Below are 17,510 nucleotides of genomic sequence, written 5' to 3'. Positions count from 1 at the left end.
CGTCGCCGGTGGCCCCGCACCCGCTCGGGTGCGGGGCCACCGGCGTTCCTGGCAGCGGGGGCGCTCAGGCGATGACAGCCGGCTCGCTCCACCGCTGGCGGCCGGCGCGGTCCAGGTCGTAGCGGATCGCCGCGATCCGGCCGACGGCCTCCACGAGGTCCGCCGCGGGCAGGGTGAAGGGCAGCCGCAGGAAGCGCTCCAGGGTGCCGTCCAGACCGAACCGGGGGCCGGGGGCCAGCCGTACGCCGACCTCCTCGGCGGCCCGGGCCAGCGCGCTCGAGACCGGGCCGTCCAACTCGGCCCAGAGCGTCACGCCACCCCGTGGCACTGAGACCCGCCACTCCGGCAGTTGGTGCGCCAGCGCGCCGAGCAGGGCGTCCCGCTGGACGGCCAACTGGACGCGGCGGTCGGCGACGATGGCCTCGGCGTCGGCGAGCAGGTGCACAGCTACCAGTTGGTCCAGCACCGGGCTGGCCATGTCGACCCCGACCCGCACGGCGGCCAGCCGCTGCACCTGCGGCGCGGACGCGCGTATCCAGCCGATCCGCAGGCCACCCCAGTAGGGCTTGCTCATCCCGCCGATGCTGACCACCCGGCTGTGCCGGTCGTAGGTGGCGACCGGGGGTGGCACCTCGGTGCCGTCCATCGACAGGTCCACGAAGGACTCGTCGATGATCAGGTCGGTGCCGACCGCGTGCGCGGCGGCCACCACGCGCTCGCGCAGCGAGGCGGGCATCAGGTGCCCCGTCGGGTTCTGGAACTCCGGAATCAGGTAGGCCAGCATGGGCCGGGTCTGTCGGAGGCTGCCCAGCAGGAGGTCGGGCTCCCAGCCGCCGTCGGCGGCCAGACCGTGGGTGGTGATCCGGGCCCGCCGGCCGGCCAGCGCGGCGAGGGCGTTGGGGTAGGTCGGGGACTCGACCAGCACGGTGCCACCCGGGGCCAGGGCGAGCCGCAGCACCAGATCCAGTGCGTGCTGGGTGCCGCTGGTGACCATGATCTGGTCGGCCGAGGTGGGCAGACCCCGGGCGGTGTACGCGTCGGCCACCGCCTCGCGCAGCTCGATGATGCCGGTCGGGTGGTAACCGGCCCCGCTCAGGTAGCGGGGCAGGTCCTCGGTGGCGGCCCGCGCCGCCGACAGGAGTTGCGGCGGTGCGGCCAGCGCGGCGACGCCGAGGTCGAGCATCTCCCGGTCGTCCAGCGGGGTCCACAGGCCGGTGCTGGCCACCCGGTGGTTGCCGGGCAGCATCGTCCAGCTGCCGGCGCCCCGCCGGCTGGCCAGGTGCCCGGTCTCGCGCAGCTGCCGGTAGGCGGCGGTGACAGTGGTCCGGCTGATCCGCAGCGCCTCGGCCAGCTCCCGCTCCGCCGGGAGGCGGACGCCCAGCGGCAGTCGGCCGTCGGCGAGCAGCCCGCGCACCGAGCCGGCCAGCGCGGCGTAGTCGGGGCTGCGGCGGCGGCCCGGCAGGGCATGCCACTGCCCGAGCAGACGGGCCAATTGGACGCCGCGCACCTGCCCGGTCATAGCCACTCCTCGGATATTGGCTTCTTCCTCGATGAGGATTGGCACCTAGGGTGGCATGCATGGCACTGCTTGGCAATCTGCGGCACCGGCCGGTTCGACGGTTGGTCCAGCTCTACCTCGGGCTCACGGTCTACGGCGTCAGCATGGCCCTGATGATCCGCTCTGACCTGGGCCTCGACCCGTGGGACGTGTTCCACCAGGGGCTCTCCGAGCTGACCAAGCTCTCCTTCGGCACCGTCACCATCGGCGTGGGGGCGCTGGTCCTGCTGCTCTGGATCCCGCTGCGACAGCGGCCCGGCCTCGGCACCGTCAGCAACGTCGTGGTGATCGGCCTGGTCGTGGACGCCACACTGGCCCTGCTGCCCGCGGGTGGCCCGCTCAGCGTCCGGATCGCGATGCTGGTCACCGGGATCGTCGCCAACGGCGCCGCCACCGCTCTCTACCTCGGCGCCCGGTTGGGGCCCGGCCCCCGCGACGGTCTGATGACCGGGTACGTGGCCCGCCGGCCCGGCCGCTCGGTCCGGCTGGTGCGCACAGTCATCGAGGTCACAGTGCTGGCCCTGGGCGCGCTGCTCGGCGGCACTGTCGGCGTGGGCACCGTCGCGTACGCGCTGACCATCGGTCCGTTGGCCCAGTTCTTCATCCCGCTGTTCGCCGTGCCGGAGAGCACCGCGCCGGACAGCGCCGCACCCCCGCCGGGTAGCGCCGCACCGGCCACCCCCGTCGGCTGAACCCTCACCGACCGTCCGCGAACCGGTACGTGGCGGTGGTGCCACGTACCGGTTGGAGGGTGGGTGTTCCCTTCCGCGACGCGCGCCGTCATCATCTCTGCATGGGGGAGAACGGTTGGCGCTGGAACGACGCCTGGATCTTCGTGTCGCTCGTCATCGCGAGCGGGGCCGGACGGCACCGTCGGTCGGCGACAAGCCGCCGGCCGGAGGGCGTCCGCCTGACCGACGTGCTCTCCACCGCCGACCACCTCAACCACGCGATTCCGCAGCGACACGAGGTGGAGGCCGCGGTCCAGCGGCTGGTCGGCGCCGGGCTGGTCAGCGTCGCCGACGGCTGGTTCCGGATCACCCCCGAGGGTGAGCAGCTGTGGCGTACCCGCCCGCGCGCGGGTGTGGCGACAATGGTGGACACCGTTCAGGGTGTGTTGACCCGCCGACACGCGCCCGGCAGCGCGGACTGGATCCTGGACGAGGCCGACCACGCGGCTGCCGTCCAGGAGTACGCGGTCCGTTCGATCCCCAGCCCGCGCCGGTCACCCGAGGGGCACTCCGGCGAGCGCTGAACGGCTCAGCGCACCGGATGACCGCCGAGGCGCAACGCGTCCTTGACCTCGGCGACGGTCAGCTCGCCGAAGTGGAAGACGCTGGCGGCGAGCACCGCGTCCGCGCCGGCGCCGATCGCGGGCGGGAAGTGGGCCACCTCGCCGGCGCCCCCGCTGGCCACCACCGGCACGTCGACGACAGCGCGCACCGCGGCGATCAGCTCCAGGTCGAAGCCGGCCTTGGTGCCGTCGGCGTCCATCGAGTTGAGCAGGATCTCCCCCGCGCCCAACTCGGCGCCCCGGTGCGCCCACCACACGGCGTCGATGCCGGTGCCGCGCCGACCGCCGTGCGTGGTGACCTCGAAGCCGCTGGGCGTGCCGCCGTTGGGCGAGCGCCGCACGTCGAGGGAGAGCACGAGCACCTGCCGGCCGAACCGGTCGGCGATCTCGGCGATCAGCTCCGGACGGGCGATGGCGGCGGTGTTCACGCCGACCTTGTCCGCCCCGGCGCGCAGCAGTGTGTCCACGTCGGCGACCTGCCGGACCCCACCGCCGACGGTCAGCGGGATGAACACCGACTCGGCGGTGCGGCGCACCACGTCGAGCATGGTGCCCCGGTCGCTGGAGGACGCCGTGACGTCGAGAAAGGTCAACTCGTCCGCGCCGGCCCGGTCGTACGCGGCGGCCAGCTCCACCGGGTCGCCGGCGTCACGCAGGTCGAGGAAGTTGACCCCCTTGACCACCCGCCCGGCGTCCACGTCCAGACAGGGGATCACCCGTACCGCCACCGTCATGCCGCGAGCCTATCCTCCGCACGCGGCACGGCGGTCGACCCGATCGGTCGACCGCCGCGAGAGAGCTCTGCGTCACACCTTGACGAGCATCTTGCCGAGGTTGTCGCCGCGCAGCACGCCGATGAACGCCTCCGGAGCGTTCTCGATGCCGTCCACGATCGTCTCGTCGTAGGACAGCGTGCCGTCGCGCAGCCAGCCCGAGACGTCGCGCACGAACGCCGCCCGCACGTTGTTGTGGTCGTTGACCAGGAAGCCGCGCAGGGTGAGTCGCTTGCCGATGACCAGCGCCAGGTTGCGCGGGGCGGCCGGCGGCTCGGTGGCGTTGTACTGCGCGATCATGCCGCAGATGGCGGCCCGACCGTGCAGGTTCATGGCCGAGATCGCGGCCTCCAGGTGGTCACCGCCGACGTTGTCGAAGTAGACGTCGATGCCGTCCGGGGCGGCCGCCCGCAGCGACTCGCGGACCCCGTCGTGGTAGTCGAAGGCGGCGTCGAAGCCCAGCGCCCGCAGCCGCTCGACCTTGGCCGGCGAGCCGGCGCTGCCGATCACCCGGCCGGCGCCCTTGAGCTTGGCGATCTGGCCGACCAGGCTGCCCACCGCGCCGGCCGCGGCGGAGACGAAGACCGTCTCGCCGGGCTTCATCGCGGCCACCTCCAGCAGCCCGGCGTACGCCGTCAACCCGGTCATGCCGAGCACGCTCAGGTACGCGCTGACCGGGGCGATGCTCGGGTCGACCGGACGGGCCGCTGCGGCGTCGAGCAGCGCGTACTCCCGCCAGCCCAGCCCGTGCAGGACTGTGGTCCCGACGGCGATGTCCACCGCCTCGCTGGCCACCACCTCACCGATCGCGGCGCCGTCGAGCGGCGCGTCGAGCGCGAACGGCGCCACGTACGACTTGACGTCGTTCATCCGTCCGCGCATGTACGGGTCGACGGACATGTACTGGTTGCGGACCACGATCTGGCCCGGTCCGGGCGTCGGGACCTCGGTCTCGACGAGCCGGAAGGTGTCTTCGGTGGGCCAGCCCTGGGGGCGGCTGGCCAGGTGGATCTCGCGGTTGCTGGTCACTGGGTGGTAGTCCTCTCGTCCGCGGATGGGGGCCTGGGGCCGCGAGGTCACGCGGACAGGGTCTCGCGGACGGTCAGCGTGACGTCGACGTTGCCACGGGTGGCGTTGGAGTACGGGCAGACCTGGTGGGCCTGCTCGACGATCTGCTCGGCGACCTCGCGGGGCGCGGCGGGCAGGTCGACGACGAGCTGCACGGTGAGCCCGAAGCCGCCGCTGCCGTTCGGGCCGATGCCCACCTCGGCGCCGACCACGGAACCGGTCACGTCAGCCTTGGCCCGGCGGGCCACCAGGCGCAGCGCGCTGTGGAAGCAGGCCGCGTAACCGGCGGCGAAGAGCTGCTCGGGGTTGGCCGCCCCACCGGCGCCGCCCATCTCCTTCGGCACTGCCAGGTCGAGCGCGAACGTGCCGTCGGAGGTCTCGACGTGGCCGTCCCGGCCGTCGCCGGAGGCGGTCGCGGACGCGGTGTAGATAACCTGCATGAGAGTCACTGCTCCTTCTGTCGATGGATGGTGTCGGTGACCCGGGTGAGGGTGTCGCGCAGCGCGACGAGCTCGTCGAAGCCCAGCCCGGTGGCCAGCGCGATCCGCAGCGGGACGTCGCAGACCCGCTCGCGCAGCGCCCGGCCCTGCTCGGTGAGACCGACCTCGACCCGCCGCTCGTCGCGGGCCGACCGCCGCCGCACCACCAGGCCCGCCCCCTCCAGCCGCTTGAGCAGCGGGGAGAGCGTGCCGGAGTCCAGTCGCAGCTCGGCGCCCAACTCGGACACCGTGGGGGCGTCGTCGGGACGCTCCCAGAGCACCAGCAGCACCAGGTACTGCGGGTAGGTCAGCCCGACCTCGTCGAGGATCGGCCGGTAGACGTCGGTGAGGGCGCGCGACGCGGCGTAGAGCGCGAAACACACCTGCCGGCGCAGCACCAGGTCATCGGTCACCGCTGAACCGTAGCCCACAATTAAGTTGTGCACAACCTAATGGGCCGCAGGACGACCAGCAGGCCGTTCGGGCGGGTCACCTCAGCGATCGCCGAGGTACGCCTCCAACTCCACCTCGACCAGGTGCTCCGGGTTCAGCAGACCGGCCACCACCACCAGGGTGGCCGCCGGCCGGACCGCGCCGAAGACCGCGTTGTGCGCCCGGCCCACCTCGTCGGCGTGCAGCCGATCCGTCACGTACATCCTGGTCCGGACCACGTCGCCCGGCTCCGCACCCACCTCGGCGAGCGCGGCCAGCCCGATGTGCAGCGCCTGCGCGGTCTGCGCGGCCGCGTCACCGACGTGCACCACCCGGCCGTCCACAGTCGCCGTGCAACCGGCCGTCCAGGCCCGCTCACCGGCCCGGACCACCCGGGAGTACCCGTAACGCTGCTCCCACGGGCCACCCGACCCCAGCCGGGTCGTCGTCACGCCTCGGCCAGCGTCCGCAGCGCCTCGGCCACCGTGAAGGCACCCGCGTAGAGCGCCTTGCCGGCGATCACACCTTCCACCCCGGCCGACTCCAGAGTCGCCAACGCCCGCAGGTCGTCCAGCGTGGACACCCCACCCGAGGCGATCACCGGCCGGTCCGTACGGGCACACACCTCGCCCAGCAGATCCAGGTTCGGCCCGCGCATCGTGCCGTCCTTGGTGATGTCCGTGACCACGTACCGGCTCGCGCCCGCCTTGTCCAGCCGCTCCAGCACCTCGTACAGGTCACCACCGTCGCGGGTCCAACCCCGCGCCGACAGGGTGTGACCCCGCACGTCCAGCCCGATGGCCACCCGGTCGCCGTACTCCGCGACCACCCGGTCACACCAGACCGGGTCCTCCAGGGCGGCGGTCCCGATGTTCACCCGGGCCGCACCGGTGCCCAGCGCCGCGCGCAGTGACTCGTCATCCCGGATGCCCCCGGAGAGTTCCACCTTCACGTCCAACTGGCGCACCACCTCGGCGAGCAGGTGCGCGTTGGTGCCCCTACCGAACGCCGCGTCCAGGTCGACCAGGTGGATCCACTCCGCGCCGTCCTGCTGCCAGGCCAGCGCCGCGTCCAACGGGTCGCCGTAGATGCTCTCGCTACCGACGGCGCCCTGCACGAGCCGGACGGCCCGGCCGTCGGCGACATCCACGGCGGGTAACAGGGTGAGGCTCACGGTCTTCTCCTCGATCAGGTACGACGGTCCAGGGCGATCACGACGATCGCCGGCAGTACGAGCAGCAAGAGCACGATCAGCGCGATACGCAACGCCAGGTTGTCGACGAACGTCCAGATCAGGAGCAACGCCGCGCCGGTGAGCAGAACGATCGCGGCCCGCTCACCCCGAGTGTGCCGGGCCAGCCGCCCGGAGCGACCCCGCCGCAGCCGCGGCGTCAAACCGCGGACCACCGAGCGGCGGCGCTGCCGGCGGGCGACCTGGCGCTGCCGTACCACCCGCTCCCGGGCCTGCTCCGCCTCCCGCTCCGCGCGCCGGCGGGCGCGTTCCCGGCTCACCGCGACGCCCGCCGCTCGGGCACCGCGCGACGGCGCTCAGTCACCGCTGGGCAACGTGGCGAGCCAGTTGCGCAGCAGCGCGGCACCGGTGTCGGCGGACTTCTCCGGGTGGAACTGGGCCGCCGACAACGAGCCCCGCTCCACCGCCGCGACGAAATCCGTGTCGTGGTGGGCGGTGGTCACAGTGGCACCGGCAGCGGCCAGCGCCGCCGGGTCGCCCATCGCGTACGAGTGGACGAAGTAGAAGCGGCTCCGCTCCGTCAAGCCGGCGAACAGCACCGACTCCCGGGGTGCCCGGACCGTGTTCCAGCCCATGTGCGGCAACCGGGTGGCGGCCAGCCGGGTCACCCCGCCGGGCAGCAGCCCCAACCCCTTGGTCACCACGCCGTGCTCGTCGCCGTGCTCGAACAGCACCTGCATGCCCACGCAGATGCCGAGCACCGGCCGACCAGCAGCCACCCGTTCGGCGATCACCGGGCCGGCGCCCAGCGCTTCGATCCCGGCCATGCACGCCGCGTACGCGCCCACACCCGGCACCACCAGACCATCGGCGGCAGCCGCCGCGGCCAGGTCGTCGGTCACCCGGACGTCCGCTCCGGCGGCGGCCAGCGCCCGTTCCGCCGAGCGCAGGTTGCCCGAGCCGTAGTCGAGCACCACCACGCCACTCATGTCGTCACCCCGATCACCCGTTCTCCGGCAGCAGCCGCAGCACCCCGGCGACCGTGGCGAGCACCGCGAGCGCCGCGGTGATCAGCACGGCGGCCTTCGGCGCGCCCTGCCGGTAGAGCGACCAGGTGCCACCCACCAGCACCCCGGCCAGGATCAGCAGCAACGTCGGCAACGCGGCACCCATTAGAGAGCGCCCTTCGTGCTCGGGATCGACCCGGCCGAACGCGGGTCGATCGAGGTGGCCTCGCGCAACGCGCGGGAGACCGCCTTGAACTGCGCCTCCACCACGTGGTGCGCGTCCGGGTGACCACCCGGCCGGGCCGCCCGCAGCACGTCGACGTGCAGCGTGACCCGGGCCGCCTGGCCGAAGGACTCCCAGATGTGCCGGGTCATGCTGGTCGCGTACACCGGCCCGATGTAGGGGGCGAGCACCGGCTCGTCGTGCACCACGTACGGCCGACCGGAGAGGTCCACAGCGGCCCGGACCAGCACCTCGTCCATCGGCACCGTCGCCAAGCCGTACCGCCGGATGCCGGCCTTGTCGCCCAGCGCCTGGTCGAACGCCGCACCCAGGGCGAGCGCGGTGTCCTCGATCGTGTGGTGCGCGTCGATCTCCAGGTCACCCACTGTGCGCACGGTCAGGTCGAAACCGCCGTGCCGGGCGATCTGGTGCAGCATGTGGTCGTAGAAGCCGACGCCGGTGCTGATCTCGGCGGCGCCGGTGCCGTCGAGATCGATCTCGACGAGGACCTTGGTCTCCTTGGTGATGCGTTCCACCCGGGCGGTCCGACTCATTGCGAAGTCTCCATTGCAGAAAGGAAGGCGTCGGTCTCGGCGGCGGTGCCGGCGGTCACCCGCAGCCAGCCGGGCAGGCCGACGTCACGGACCAGCACCCCCTGCGCCAGCAGGGCGTTCCAGACGATGGTCTGGTCGCCGCCCACCTCGAAGAGCACGAAGTTGGCGTCGCTGTCGGCGACCCGCAACCCCCGCTCGCGCAACGTCGCCACGATCCGGTCCCGCTGCGCCATGATCGCGCTCACCGTACCGAGAAGGGCATCGCGGTGGGCCACCGCCGCGCGTGCGGCGGCCTGGGTGAGCGCGGAGAGATGGTACGGCAAACGGACGAGCTGCACCGCCCGCACCACCGCCGGGTCGGCGGCCAGGTAACCCAGCCGGCCGCCGGCGAAGCCGAACGCCTTGCTCATCGTCCGGGTGACCACCAGCCGCGGGTGGCCGGGCAGCACCGCGAGGGCGCTCACCGTCCCGGGCCGGGCGAACTCGGCGTACGCCTCGTCGACGACCACCATGCCGGGCGCGACGTCGAGCACCGCGGCGATCACCGCCGGGTCCAGTGCCGTGCCGGTGGGGTTGTTCGGCGAGCAGAGGAAGACCACGTCCGGGCTGTGCTCGCGGACCTGGGCGACCGCCTCCTCGGCGGTCAGCCCGAAGTCGACACCGCGCGCGGCGGGCACCCACCGGGTGCTGGTGCCGAGGGCCAGCAGCGGGTGCATCGAGTACGCCGGAACGAAGCCGAGCGCGGTGCGCCCCGGCCCGCCGAACGCCTGAAGCAGCTGCTGCTGGATCTCATTGGAGCCGTTTGCCGCCCACACCTGCTCGACGGTGAGCCCGTGCCCGAGGTATTCGGCCAGGTCGGCGCGGAGCGCCACCGCGTCCCGGTCCGGGTAGCGGTTCAACTCACGAAGCTCGGCAGCGAGCGCCTTGCCGATCGCCTCGACCACCGGCTCCGGCACCGGATGGGAGTTCTCGTTGGTGTTGAGCCGCACCGGCACATCCAGTTGCGGCGCCCCGTACGGCGACAACCCCCGCAGGTCGGCCCGGATCGGCAGGTCGTCCAGGTCGGTGCGCTCGCTCACGCCGATCCTCCCGGAAAACGGGCCTGGACCGCCTGGCCGTGCGCGGGCAGGTCCTCCACGTTGGCCAGGGTGACCACGTGCGGGGCCACCTCGCGCAGCGCGGCCTCGGTGTATTCGATCAGGTGCACGCCGCGCAGGAAGGACTGCACGGACAGGCCGGAGGAGTGCCGGGCGCAGCCGCCGGTGGGCAGCACGTGGTTGGAGCCGGCGCAGTAGTCGCCGAGCGACACCGGCGACCAGGCGCCCACGAAGATCGCCCCCGCGTTGCGGACCCGCAGCGCCCACTCCCGGGCGTCGACAGTCTGGATCTCCAGGTGCTCGGCCGCGTACGCGTCGACCACCCGCAGCCCCGCCTCAAGGTCGTCGACCAGGACCACGCCACTCTGCTCACCGGTCAGCGCCGTGGTGACCCGCTCGGTGTGCTTGGTCGCCGGCACCTGCCGGGCCAACTCCGCCTCGACCGCCTCGACCAGCGCCACCGACGGGGTGACCAGCACGCTCGCGGCCAGCGGGTCGTGCTCGGCCTGACTGATCAGGTCGGCGGCCACGTGCGCCGGGTCGGCCGTGTCGTCGGCCAGGATGGCGATCTCGGTCGGCCCGGCCTCGGCGTCGATGCCGACCACGCCGCGCAGCAGCCGCTTGGCGGCGGTCACCCAGATGTTGCCCGGGCCGGTGATCAGGTCGACGGGGTCGCACCGCAGCTCACCTGCCGGGTCCACCGCCGCGCCGTACGCCAGCATCGCCACCGCGTGGGCCCCGCCCACTGCGTACACCTCGTCGACGCCGAGCAGCGCGCACGCGGCGAGCACCCGGGGGTCGGGCAGGCCGCCGTTGTCCTTCTGCGGCGGGCTGACCACCACCAGCGAGCGCACCCCGGCCGCCTGGGCGGGCACCACGTTCATCACCACTGTCGACGGGTACATCGCCAGGCCACCGGGCACGTAGAGGCCGACCCGGTCGACCGGCAGCCACCGCTCGGTGACAGTGCCGCCGGGCACCACCTTCGTGGTGTGGTCGGTGCGCCGCTGGTCGGCGTGCACCCGACGGGCCCGGGCGATGGACTCCAGCAACGCGGCACGCACCGCCGGGTCGAGCACGCCCTCCGCCTCGGTGATCGCCTCGACCGGCACCCGCAGCACCTCCGGGCAGATGCCGTCGAAACGTTCGCTTGCCTCCCGGATCGCTGGGTACCCATGCTCGCGGACCGCCTCCACCAGTGGCCGGATGCGCTCGACGGCGACGGACACGTCGAGCTGGGCACGGGGCAGCAGGCGGCGCGGGTCACCGAGACCGTCGCGCAGGTCGATCCGATTCAGCACCCTTGCGAGTCTAGGCGGCCGGCCCGACGTCCACCCGAGCCGCCCGTCCGCCGGGACGGTGAGCCGGGCCACGCCTCCGGGGGCGAGATTGGTTAGGCTCGACCATGTGACCGCACGGCTGCCGGTTTTCCCGCTCGCAACGGTGCTCTTTCCCGGGTTGGTGCTGCCGCTGCACATCTTCGAGGAGCGCTACCGGGCGCTGGTCCGACACCTGGTCGACCTGCCCGAGGGTGCCCCGCGCGAGTTCGGTGTGGTGGCCATCCAGGCCGGCTGGGAGGTCGCGCCCGCCGGTCCCATCGGCGCGCCGGCCTCATCGAGCGTCGGCGACGTGACGCTGCACGAGGTGGGCTGCACCGCCGAGCTGCGTCAGGTGACCGAGCTGGCCGACGGTGGCTTCGACATCGTCACTGTCGGCCGCCGCCGGTTCCGGATCGCCGAGGTCGACGACAGCGCCGAGCCCTACCTGACCGCCGACGTCGAGTGGCTGCCCGACCCGGGCGGCCCGGACGAGGTGGCCGATCTGCTGGCCGCCCGGGTGATCGCGGTGTTCCGGCAGTACCTCGGCCTGATCCGCTCCGACCCGGAGGAGATCTCCGAGCAGTTGCCGGAGGACCCGACGGTGCTCTCGCACCTGGTGGCGGCGACCGCGGCGCTCACCGTCGACGACCGGCAACGGCTGCTCGCGATCGACGACACCGCCTCCCGGCTCCGCGCCGAGCTGCGGTTGCTCAACCGCGAGGCGGCTCTGCTGCGTCAGGTGCGGGCGGTTCCGGTGCCGCTGGCGGAGCTGGCGTCCCCGCCGACACCCAACTGAACTCCCCCGGCTCGGGCTCCGGGCGTAACCCCGGCCATCGCGACCAGCCGGCCAGCAGGGTGTACATGACCGCGGCCCCGAACGCCGGCAGCAGCAGGTTGCCGTGCGGCACCGGCAGCACGCCGAGCAGCCAGTCCACCCCACCGGCCCGCAGGTCGGCGGGTTTGCTGAAGGCCTGCCCGGCCGGGGCGGTCGCCAGCAGCCGGTCGAAGGTGGCCAGGCCGATCCGCCGCCCCACCTGCCAGGCCACCGGCGCGGCGACCAGCGCGCCGAGCACCGCGGCGAGCAACCCGACCGGGCCGCGCCGCCGACGCAGCACGAACCACAGGGCGAGCGCCACGAGCAGCCCGAAGGCGAGCCCGAGCAGGCTGAACCAGCCGTCGGCGGCGATCGGCTGCTCCGGTTGCGGCTCGGCGTAGATCGCCCCCTCGGCGGTCTTGAGCACCGGGGTGTCCGGCGCGAGCGCGGCCCACAGCAGCCCGAGCGGAACGCCCAGCGCGGCCAGCGCGAGCACGGCGCCCAGCACCGTCGCCAGGACACGCAGCGGACGACGCGGCTCGTCGTACCGCAGCTCCAGCGAGCTCTGGTACGCCGCCGAGGCCGGAAGGTGGCCCGGGCCGAACTCGCCCGGCGCCGTCGGGGTCGACGGGTCGACCTCCGGCGGTTTCGCGTCCGGCGTACGGGGTGGCGCGGGTTGGTCGGGCTCGTCGACGGGCCGCTCGCGGTCGGGGTTGTCCGGGCTCACCCGATGATCCTCTCAGGCCCGGCGTGCGGCCGGGGCTCCGGTGGCGGCAGACCAGCTCACCGGGCGAACGGCTCCACCATCATCGCCGCGGCCCGCAACCACGCCTGCCGGGTCTCCGGCTGGAGCTGGTGGTACTCGATCGACGACCCGGTCTCCAGAGCCGGGTCGTACGGCACGACGGCCACGCCCCGGGTACGGGTGGCGAAGTGCCGCTCCAGGTCGTCCTGGAGCGTCGAGCGGCCCGGGGTCGGGCAGGAGATGAGGGTGATGGCGTTGTCCGCCAACTCGCCCATGCCCTCCTCGTGCAGCAGGTCGAGCATCCAGTCCGCGCTGAACGCCGCGTCCTCCCGGGGAACTGTGGTCACCACCAGCTGGTCGGCGGCCTGCATCACAGTGCGCCAATTGGGGCTCTCCACGTTGTTGCCGGTGTCCACGCAGACCACGTCGTGGGTACGCCGCAGCAGCTCCAGCACCCGCCGGACGGTGAACTGGTCCAGTCGCTGGGCGAAGCGCGGGCTCTCCTCGCCGGCCAGCACGTCGTACGAGCCGTCGGAGGCGTGCCGCAGGTAGTCGTCCAGCCGGTCCAGGAGGGTCGCGTCCTCCAGGATCTCGATCTGGGCCAGGTCGCTGATCAGGTGCCGGATCGTCCGGGCGTGCCGGGCGCTGCCGGCGCGCAGGCCGAGGGTGCCGCGCAGCTCGTTGTCGTCCCAGGCCAGCACGCCCTTGCCGCGGACGCTGCCGACCGTCGCCGCGGCGAGCACCGTGGCGGTCGTCTTGTGCACCCCGCCCTTGGGGTTGGCGAAGGCGAACACCCGGGGCGTGCCCAGGTCCCGTTGGAGCACCCCGTTGGCGCGCTCCTGCTCCTGGTCGACGGCCGGTGGGCGCCATTCGATCCGGGCCGGGTAGGCACGTTCGGCGACCGCCGAGCCGACCGCCGGGGCGGGCGGCGGCGGGACTGGCGCGGCGACCGGCGGCGTGGGCGGCGGGGCGACCGGTGGGGGCGGTGGCGCGACGGCCGGGTAGCCGGTCTCCGGCTGGTAGCCGGTCTCCAGCAGGGCGTAGCGCGACTCCACCGGCGCGTCGCCCGGTCGGTAGCCGTTGTCCAGCAACGCGTAGCGCGACGGGACCGGATCGGGGCCGCGCGCCGGCGGCTCCGGCTCGGCCCGGTACGTCGGCTCGGCGCGGTAGTCCGGCTCGGCGCGGTAGCCGGGCGTGGCGCGGTAGTCAGGCTCGGCGCGGTAGTCCGGCTCGGCACGGTAGCCGGGCGTGGCACGGTAGTCAGGCTCGGCGCGGTAGTCCGGCTCGGCGCCGTAGCCGGGTTCGGCGCGGTAGTCAGGCTGCTCGGTCCGGTACGCCGGCTCCGCTCGATAGTCCGGCTCGGCCCGGTAACCAGGCTCCGTCCGGTACGCCGGCTCGGCCCGGTAGTCCGGCTCGGCCCGGTACGCGGGCTCGGCCCGGTAGGCGGGGTCGACCCGGTAGGTCGCCTCGGCCCGGTAAGCGGGCTCCGCGCCGTACGACAGGTCGGCCGGATGCCCGATGGCGGGTGCCCGCCCGGCGTAGCCGTTGGGGGCCGCACGCCGTGGCAGCGGGTCCGGCGGCGGCTCCTCGCCGTGCCGCTCAGGCTCGGTCTGCTCCGCGCCGCGACCGCCCAGCCGGGCACGGTCCAACAACGCGCGCCACCGCGGCGCTGGTTCGGCCGGCCGGCCCCAGCCGGTCTCACTGCCCTCCACGGCCCGCCCTCCCAGCGCCATCGATCTCTGTCTGACAGGCTACGAACCCAACCCTATTCGGACCACACCTCAGAGCGCACACCAGCCGGCGCAGATCACGACGGCGGCGACGACGGCGACGGCTCGGCGAGGGTGGCGTCCGGCGAGGTGGTGGCGCTCGGCGGCGCCGACTCGGTGGGCTCCGGCTCCGACGGTTCCGGTGACGGAATCGTCACGACTGGTGCGGGTTCCGACGATTCGCCCACGGGGGTCGAGGGGGCCGGTGCGCTGATCACCGGCGCTGGCCGCTCGGACTGGGTCGGTGTGGGGCTCGGCCCGGTGTCGGCCGGCGGGCGCACCACGTCGCGCTGCTCGGGCAGGGGCGGCGTGAAGACCGTCCGGTCCAGCCGGTACACCTCGGGGGCGGGGTCGACAGCCCGTACATCCGGGCGGGCCGCGACACCGCGCAACGCCACCGGGGTCGCGCGAACCACCGCCGCGTAGACGCAGGCGCAGCCCGTGCGGTACGCGGCCGCCTCGGCGGCGGCCACCTCGGCGCCGCCGGCGTACTGCTCCCGCAACTCCCGCTCGCCCACCCCGTCGCCGTCGACCGCGGCGGCCCTGGCCCGGTAGTCGGCGGCCTCGGTCTCCTTGCGGGCCGCCACCTGCTCCATCCCGGCGACCACGTCGTCAGGCACCCGCAGCGCGGGAATCTTGACGATCTCGGTCTGCCGGCCGGGCAGCGGAACCCGCCCGAAGACGGTCGAGACCCCGACGTCGCCGAGCACCGTCGCCAGCCGCTGCGGAGGCAGGTACGCGTCGAGGGTGACCAGCGCGTAGGTCCCACCCTCGGCGGCCTCGGCGGACGCGGGCAGCGCGGCCAGGTCGGCCGCGGCGGACCGCAGGTAGCCGGGGACGGAGTCGCCGTCGGCAACGCCGACCCGGGTCACCTCGCCCACCGTCCGGTCGCCGACCGGAGTGTCGTCGACGGCCCAGACGGCGGTGCCCAGCACCGCCGCCGCGGAGAGCACGGCGGCCCAACTGAGCACACCGGACCGCGACGACCGGTCGCCCAGCCGGGCCACGGCCCGGGTCAGCGGCGGCAGCAACCGCTGGTCCAGCTGCCGCAGCAGGTTGCCGGCGCGCACGGGCGGGATCCCCTCTGTGGAACGGTGTCGGGCGGTCGCCGCTCAGTCACGCAGGATCTGAAGCGCACGGTCCAGGTCGTCAGGGTAGTCGCTGACGAACCGGACCTCGTCCCCCGTTCGGGGGTGCAAGAAGCTCAGTTCGCGGGCGTGCAGCCACTGCCGGGCCAGGCCGAGACGGGCCGAGAGGGTGGGATCGGCGCCGTAGGTGAGGTCACCCACACAGGGGTGCCGCAGGGTGGAGAAGTGCACCCGGATCTGGTGGGTCCGGCCGGTCTCCAGCCGGACGTCGACCAGACTCGCCGCCGGGAACGCCTCCAGGGTGTCGTAGTGGGTGATGCTCGGCTTGCCGCCGGAGACCACCGCCCACCGGTAGTCGTGGGTGGGGTGCCTGTCGATCGGCGCGTCGACGGTGCCGCGCAGCGGGTCGAGGTGACCCTGCACCACCGCGTGGTAGCCCTTGTCGACCTCGCGGTACTTGAAGGCCCGCTTCAACGCCGTGTACGCCTGCTCGCTCTTGGCCACCACCATGATCCCGGTGGTGCCCACGTCGAGCCGGTGCACCACGCCCTGGCGCTCGGCGGCGCCGCTGGTGGAGATGCGGTGCCCGATCGCGGCGAGCGCGCCGATCACCGTCGGACCGGTCCACCCGGGGCTCGGGTGCGCGGCCACCCCGACCGGCTTGTCGACCACCACGATGTCGTCGTCGGCGTAGACGACCCGCAGGCCCGGCACCGCCTGCGGCACCACTGTCGGCGGCGCGACCGGGGCGGGCAGCGTGACGTCCAGCCAGGAGCCGGCCTTGACCTTGTGCGAGTTGGGCCGGGCGGAGCCGTCCACCAGCGCGTCTCCGGCATCGACAAGGGTCGCGGCGGCGGTGCGGGAGAGCCCGAACAGGCGCGACACGGCCTGGTCCAGGCGCATGCCGTCGAGGCCGTCGGGAACCGGAAGGGAACGGTGGTCGCCGCCAGCGGCGAACGCGGAGGTCATGCCCGCTCCCGCTGCTCGGCGCCCGACGCGGTGTCAGTCGTGGCCGGGTCGCCGTCGCGCCCCGCCCGCCGGCCGTCGCGCTGGCGGCCGGTCAGCTCCAACAGGACGGCCAGCAGCACGCCGCAGACCAACGAGCTGTCAGCCAGGTTGAACACCGGCCACACCTGACCGTACGGGTCGAAGAGGCTGATCATGTCGACCACGTGCCCGTGGAACGGGGAAGGCGCCCGGAAGATCCGGTCGACGAGGTTGCCCAACGCGCCACCGAGCACCAGGCCGAGCGAGACCGCCCAGGGCAACGAGCGCAGCCGCAGCGCCATCCAGACGATCCAGACGACCACACCGATGGTTATCAGCGGGAAGATCCAGGTGTGGTCCGCGCCGATGCTCCAGGCAGCGCCGCTGTTGCGGGTCAGGCTCAGGTAGACGAACCCGCCGAGCAGCCGGACGGGCTCCCGGTCGGTCAGCGCGGCCAGCGCCAGGTGCTTGGTGACCAGGTCGGCCAGCAGGGCCACCAGGGCGACCCCGGCGAGAATCGCGACGGCCCGGGGCCGGCGGGTGCCGCCGCCCGGGTCGGTGCGGCCGGGTTCGGCGGACGGTACTGCGGTCATGCGCTCCCCATCGACAGTCTTGGCGGTGATCGCTCACCGTCTCATCGCCGCCGGGGAACGGACCTCAGCGCCGCTCCTCCAGCTGCTTGCACGTCACACACAGGGTGGCCGACGGGAAGGCGGCGAGGCGCTCGACCGGGATCGGGTTGCCGCACCGCTCGCACCAGCCGTAACCACCCTCGTCGAGGCGCTCCAGAGCGCGCTCCACCTGCGTGATCCGTTCCAGAATGCTGTTGGCGAGAGAGATCTCCTGCTCCCGCTCGAGCGTCTTCGTGCCCGTGTCGGCCTGGTCGTCCCCGGCCGAGTCGGTCAGCCGATCGCGCTGCAGCTCGGTGATCTCACTCAGCGTCTGATCGTACTCGGCACGAAGCTCGTCCCGCCGCGCCGCCAGCGCCGCCCGGATCTTCTCGGTCTCCGCGGTGCTGCGGGTGGCCTTCGCCGCCGGCTTGCGCCCGGCGGTCCTGGTGTCGGATGGCTTCGCCATGGGTCGCTCCTCGGCCGGGGGGAACCGCGCGGTC

At 73.5% G+C, this 17,510-nt stretch carries 22 protein-coding genes; 3 read left to right on the top strand and 19 right to left on the bottom strand.

Going from position 1 to position 17,510, the window contains the following annotated elements:
* Positions 1-64 precede the first annotated feature (64 nt).
* Positions 65-1,519 (bottom strand): MocR-like transcription factor YczR, encoded by a 1,455-nt coding sequence (yczR, locus tag NIE79_RS20975; protein WP_238680168.1) that lies wholly within the window; start codon positions 1,517-1,519, stop codon positions 65-67.
* A gap of 59 nt (positions 1,520-1,578) precedes the next feature.
* Here yczR and yczE point away from each other — a divergent pair, with 59 nt between their 5' ends.
* Both yczE and NIE79_RS20965 read left to right on the top strand, forming a co-directional pair.
* Complete coding sequence (yczE, locus tag NIE79_RS20970) at positions 1,579-2,250, top strand: membrane protein YczE (protein ID WP_238680167.1); 672 nt, start codon at positions 1,579-1,581, stop codon at positions 2,248-2,250.
* Between the two features lie 101 nt (positions 2,251-2,351).
* The gene (locus NIE79_RS20965) at positions 2,352-2,813 is read left to right on the top strand and encodes a hypothetical protein (protein WP_238680166.1); all 462 of its coding nucleotides are present in this window, start codon (positions 2,352-2,354) and stop codon (positions 2,811-2,813) included.
* Between the two features lie 5 nt (positions 2,814-2,818).
* On the opposite strand, the gene hisF is transcribed toward NIE79_RS20965, so the two are convergent.
* From hisF to hisD, 12 genes are all read right to left on the bottom strand, one after another.
* Positions 2,819-3,586: an imidazole glycerol phosphate synthase subunit HisF gene (gene hisF, locus NIE79_RS20960; protein ID WP_112582731.1), complete on the bottom strand. Its 768-nt coding sequence runs from the start codon at positions 3,584-3,586 to the stop codon at positions 2,819-2,821.
* 72 nt (positions 3,587-3,658) lie between these two features.
* Positions 3,659-4,654 carry an NADP-dependent oxidoreductase gene (locus tag NIE79_RS20955; protein ID WP_238680165.1) on the bottom strand — a complete coding sequence of 332 codons (996 nt, stop codon included), beginning with the start codon at positions 4,652-4,654 and terminating at the stop codon, positions 3,659-3,661.
* Between the two features lie 47 nt (positions 4,655-4,701).
* Positions 4,702-5,133, bottom strand: a complete 432-nt coding sequence (locus tag NIE79_RS20950; RefSeq protein WP_274524390.1) for an organic hydroperoxide resistance protein — start codon at positions 5,131-5,133, stop codon at positions 4,702-4,704.
* Positions 5,134-5,138: 5 nt separating this feature from the next.
* Entirely contained in the window at positions 5,139-5,585 is a 447-nt protein-coding gene (locus tag NIE79_RS20945; protein WP_238680163.1) for a MarR family winged helix-turn-helix transcriptional regulator, read from the bottom strand.
* Between the two features lie 81 nt (positions 5,586-5,666).
* Positions 5,667-6,056, bottom strand: coding sequence for a RidA family protein (locus NIE79_RS20940; RefSeq protein ID WP_238680162.1), 390 nt, complete (start codon positions 6,054-6,056; stop codon positions 5,667-5,669).
* A complete protein-coding gene (priA, locus tag NIE79_RS20935; protein WP_238680161.1) occupies positions 6,053-6,778 on the bottom strand; it encodes a bifunctional 1-(5-phosphoribosyl)-5-((5-phosphoribosylamino)methylideneamino)imidazole-4-carboxamide isomerase/phosphoribosylanthranilate isomerase PriA in 726 nt (241 codons plus the stop codon). The genes NIE79_RS20940 and priA overlap by 4 nt, the downstream gene beginning before the upstream one ends.
* A 14-nt stretch (positions 6,779-6,792) precedes the next feature.
* Positions 6,793-7,116: a hypothetical protein gene (locus tag NIE79_RS20930; protein ID WP_238680160.1), complete on the bottom strand. Its 324-nt coding sequence runs from the start codon at positions 7,114-7,116 to the stop codon at positions 6,793-6,795.
* Positions 7,117-7,152: 36 nt separating this feature from the next.
* Positions 7,153-7,785 (bottom strand): imidazole glycerol phosphate synthase subunit HisH, encoded by a 633-nt coding sequence (gene hisH / locus NIE79_RS20925; protein ID WP_238680159.1) that lies wholly within the window; start codon positions 7,783-7,785, stop codon positions 7,153-7,155.
* Between the two features lie 13 nt (positions 7,786-7,798).
* Positions 7,799-7,969 carry a CG2302 family histidine operon protein gene (locus tag NIE79_RS20920; protein ID WP_167362522.1) on the bottom strand — a complete coding sequence of 57 codons (171 nt, stop codon included), beginning with the start codon at positions 7,967-7,969 and terminating at the stop codon, positions 7,799-7,801.
* Positions 7,969-8,580, bottom strand: a complete 612-nt coding sequence (hisB, locus tag NIE79_RS20915; protein ID WP_238680158.1) for an imidazoleglycerol-phosphate dehydratase HisB — start codon at positions 8,578-8,580, stop codon at positions 7,969-7,971. The genes NIE79_RS20920 and hisB overlap by 1 nt, the downstream gene beginning before the upstream one ends.
* Positions 8,577-9,659, bottom strand: a complete 1,083-nt coding sequence (locus NIE79_RS20910; RefSeq protein WP_238680157.1) for a histidinol-phosphate transaminase — start codon at positions 9,657-9,659, stop codon at positions 8,577-8,579. The genes hisB and NIE79_RS20910 overlap by 4 nt, the downstream gene beginning before the upstream one ends.
* On the bottom strand, positions 9,656-10,978 hold the full coding sequence (gene hisD, locus NIE79_RS20905) for a histidinol dehydrogenase (protein WP_238680156.1): 1,323 nt from the start codon (positions 10,976-10,978) through the stop codon (positions 9,656-9,658). Before hisD ends, NIE79_RS20910 begins: the two co-directional genes overlap by 4 nt.
* A gap of 106 nt (positions 10,979-11,084) precedes the next feature.
* Between hisD and NIE79_RS20900 the strand changes: the two genes are divergently transcribed.
* Complete coding sequence (locus NIE79_RS20900; protein WP_238680155.1) at positions 11,085-11,792, top strand: LON peptidase substrate-binding domain-containing protein; 708 nt, start codon at positions 11,085-11,087, stop codon at positions 11,790-11,792.
* Here the strand turns inward: NIE79_RS20900 and NIE79_RS20895 are convergent.
* The 6 genes from NIE79_RS20895 to NIE79_RS20870 form a co-directional block, all read right to left on the bottom strand.
* Entirely contained in the window at positions 11,707-12,537 is an 831-nt protein-coding gene (locus tag NIE79_RS20895) for a DUF2567 domain-containing protein (RefSeq protein WP_238680154.1), read from the bottom strand. The genes NIE79_RS20900 and NIE79_RS20895 overlap by 86 nt on opposite strands.
* A 56-nt stretch (positions 12,538-12,593) precedes the next feature.
* Entirely contained in the window at positions 12,594-14,288 is a 1,695-nt protein-coding gene (locus tag NIE79_RS20890) for a MinD/ParA family ATP-binding protein (RefSeq protein WP_238680153.1), read from the bottom strand.
* 74 nt (positions 14,289-14,362) lie between these two features.
* Positions 14,363-15,394: a hypothetical protein gene (locus NIE79_RS20885; protein ID WP_238680152.1), complete on the bottom strand. Its 1,032-nt coding sequence runs from the start codon at positions 15,392-15,394 to the stop codon at positions 14,363-14,365.
* Positions 15,395-15,436: 42 nt separating this feature from the next.
* Positions 15,437-16,381 carry an RluA family pseudouridine synthase gene (locus NIE79_RS20880; protein ID WP_238680151.1) on the bottom strand — a complete coding sequence of 315 codons (945 nt, stop codon included), beginning with the start codon at positions 16,379-16,381 and terminating at the stop codon, positions 15,437-15,439.
* Positions 16,378-16,992, bottom strand: a complete 615-nt coding sequence (gene lspA, locus NIE79_RS20875; protein ID WP_238680150.1) for a signal peptidase II — start codon at positions 16,990-16,992, stop codon at positions 16,378-16,380. Before lspA ends, NIE79_RS20880 begins: the two co-directional genes overlap by 4 nt.
* A gap of 64 nt (positions 16,993-17,056) precedes the next feature.
* Complete coding sequence (locus NIE79_RS20870) at positions 17,057-17,476, bottom strand: TraR/DksA family transcriptional regulator (RefSeq protein WP_124854350.1); 420 nt, start codon at positions 17,474-17,476, stop codon at positions 17,057-17,059.
* Positions 17,477-17,510: the final 34 nt, after the last annotated feature.

The sequence above is a fragment of the Micromonospora trifolii genome, from assembly GCF_022229005.1.
GTDB lineage: Bacteria > Actinomycetota > Actinomycetes > Mycobacteriales > Micromonosporaceae > Micromonospora > Micromonospora trifolii.
This window is presented reverse-complemented; position numbering and strand designations above follow the sequence as displayed.

What these genes read in the sequence shown, in the direction of transcription:
- NIE79_RS20880 (WP_238680151.1), bottom strand. Translation starts at nt 16,381, where the DNA reads ATGACCTCCGCGTTCGCCGCTGGCGGCGACCACCGTTCCCTTCCGGTT.
- lspA (WP_238680150.1), bottom strand. Translation starts at nt 16,992, where the DNA reads ATGACCGCAGTACCGTCCGCCGAACCCGGCCGCACCGACCCGGGCGGC.
- yczE (WP_238680167.1), top strand. Translation starts at nt 1,579, where the DNA reads ATGGCACTGCTTGGCAATCTGCGGCACCGGCCGGTTCGACGGTTGGTC.
- hisB (WP_238680158.1), bottom strand. Translation starts at nt 8,580, where the DNA reads ATGAGTCGGACCGCCCGGGTGGAACGCATCACCAAGGAGACCAAGGTC.
- NIE79_RS20920 (WP_167362522.1), bottom strand. Translation starts at nt 7,969, where the DNA reads ATGGGTGCCGCGTTGCCGACGTTGCTGCTGATCCTGGCCGGGGTGCTG.
- NIE79_RS20950 (WP_274524390.1), bottom strand. Translation starts at nt 5,133, where the DNA reads ATGCAGGTTATCTACACCGCGTCCGCGACCGCCTCCGGCGACGGCCGG.
- NIE79_RS20965 (WP_238680166.1), top strand. Translation starts at nt 2,352, where the DNA reads ATGGGGGAGAACGGTTGGCGCTGGAACGACGCCTGGATCTTCGTGTCG.
- yczR (WP_238680168.1), bottom strand. Translation starts at nt 1,519, where the DNA reads ATGACCGGGCAGGTGCGCGGCGTCCAATTGGCCCGTCTGCTCGGGCAG.
- hisH (WP_238680159.1), bottom strand. Translation starts at nt 7,785, where the DNA reads ATGAGTGGCGTGGTGGTGCTCGACTACGGCTCGGGCAACCTGCGCTCG.
- NIE79_RS20890 (WP_238680153.1), bottom strand. Translation starts at nt 14,288, where the DNA reads ATGGCGCTGGGAGGGCGGGCCGTGGAGGGCAGTGAGACCGGCTGGGGC.
- NIE79_RS20870 (WP_124854350.1), bottom strand. Translation starts at nt 17,476, where the DNA reads ATGGCGAAGCCATCCGACACCAGGACCGCCGGGCGCAAGCCGGCGGCG.
- hisF (WP_112582731.1), bottom strand. Translation starts at nt 3,586, where the DNA reads ATGACGGTGGCGGTACGGGTGATCCCCTGTCTGGACGTGGACGCCGGG.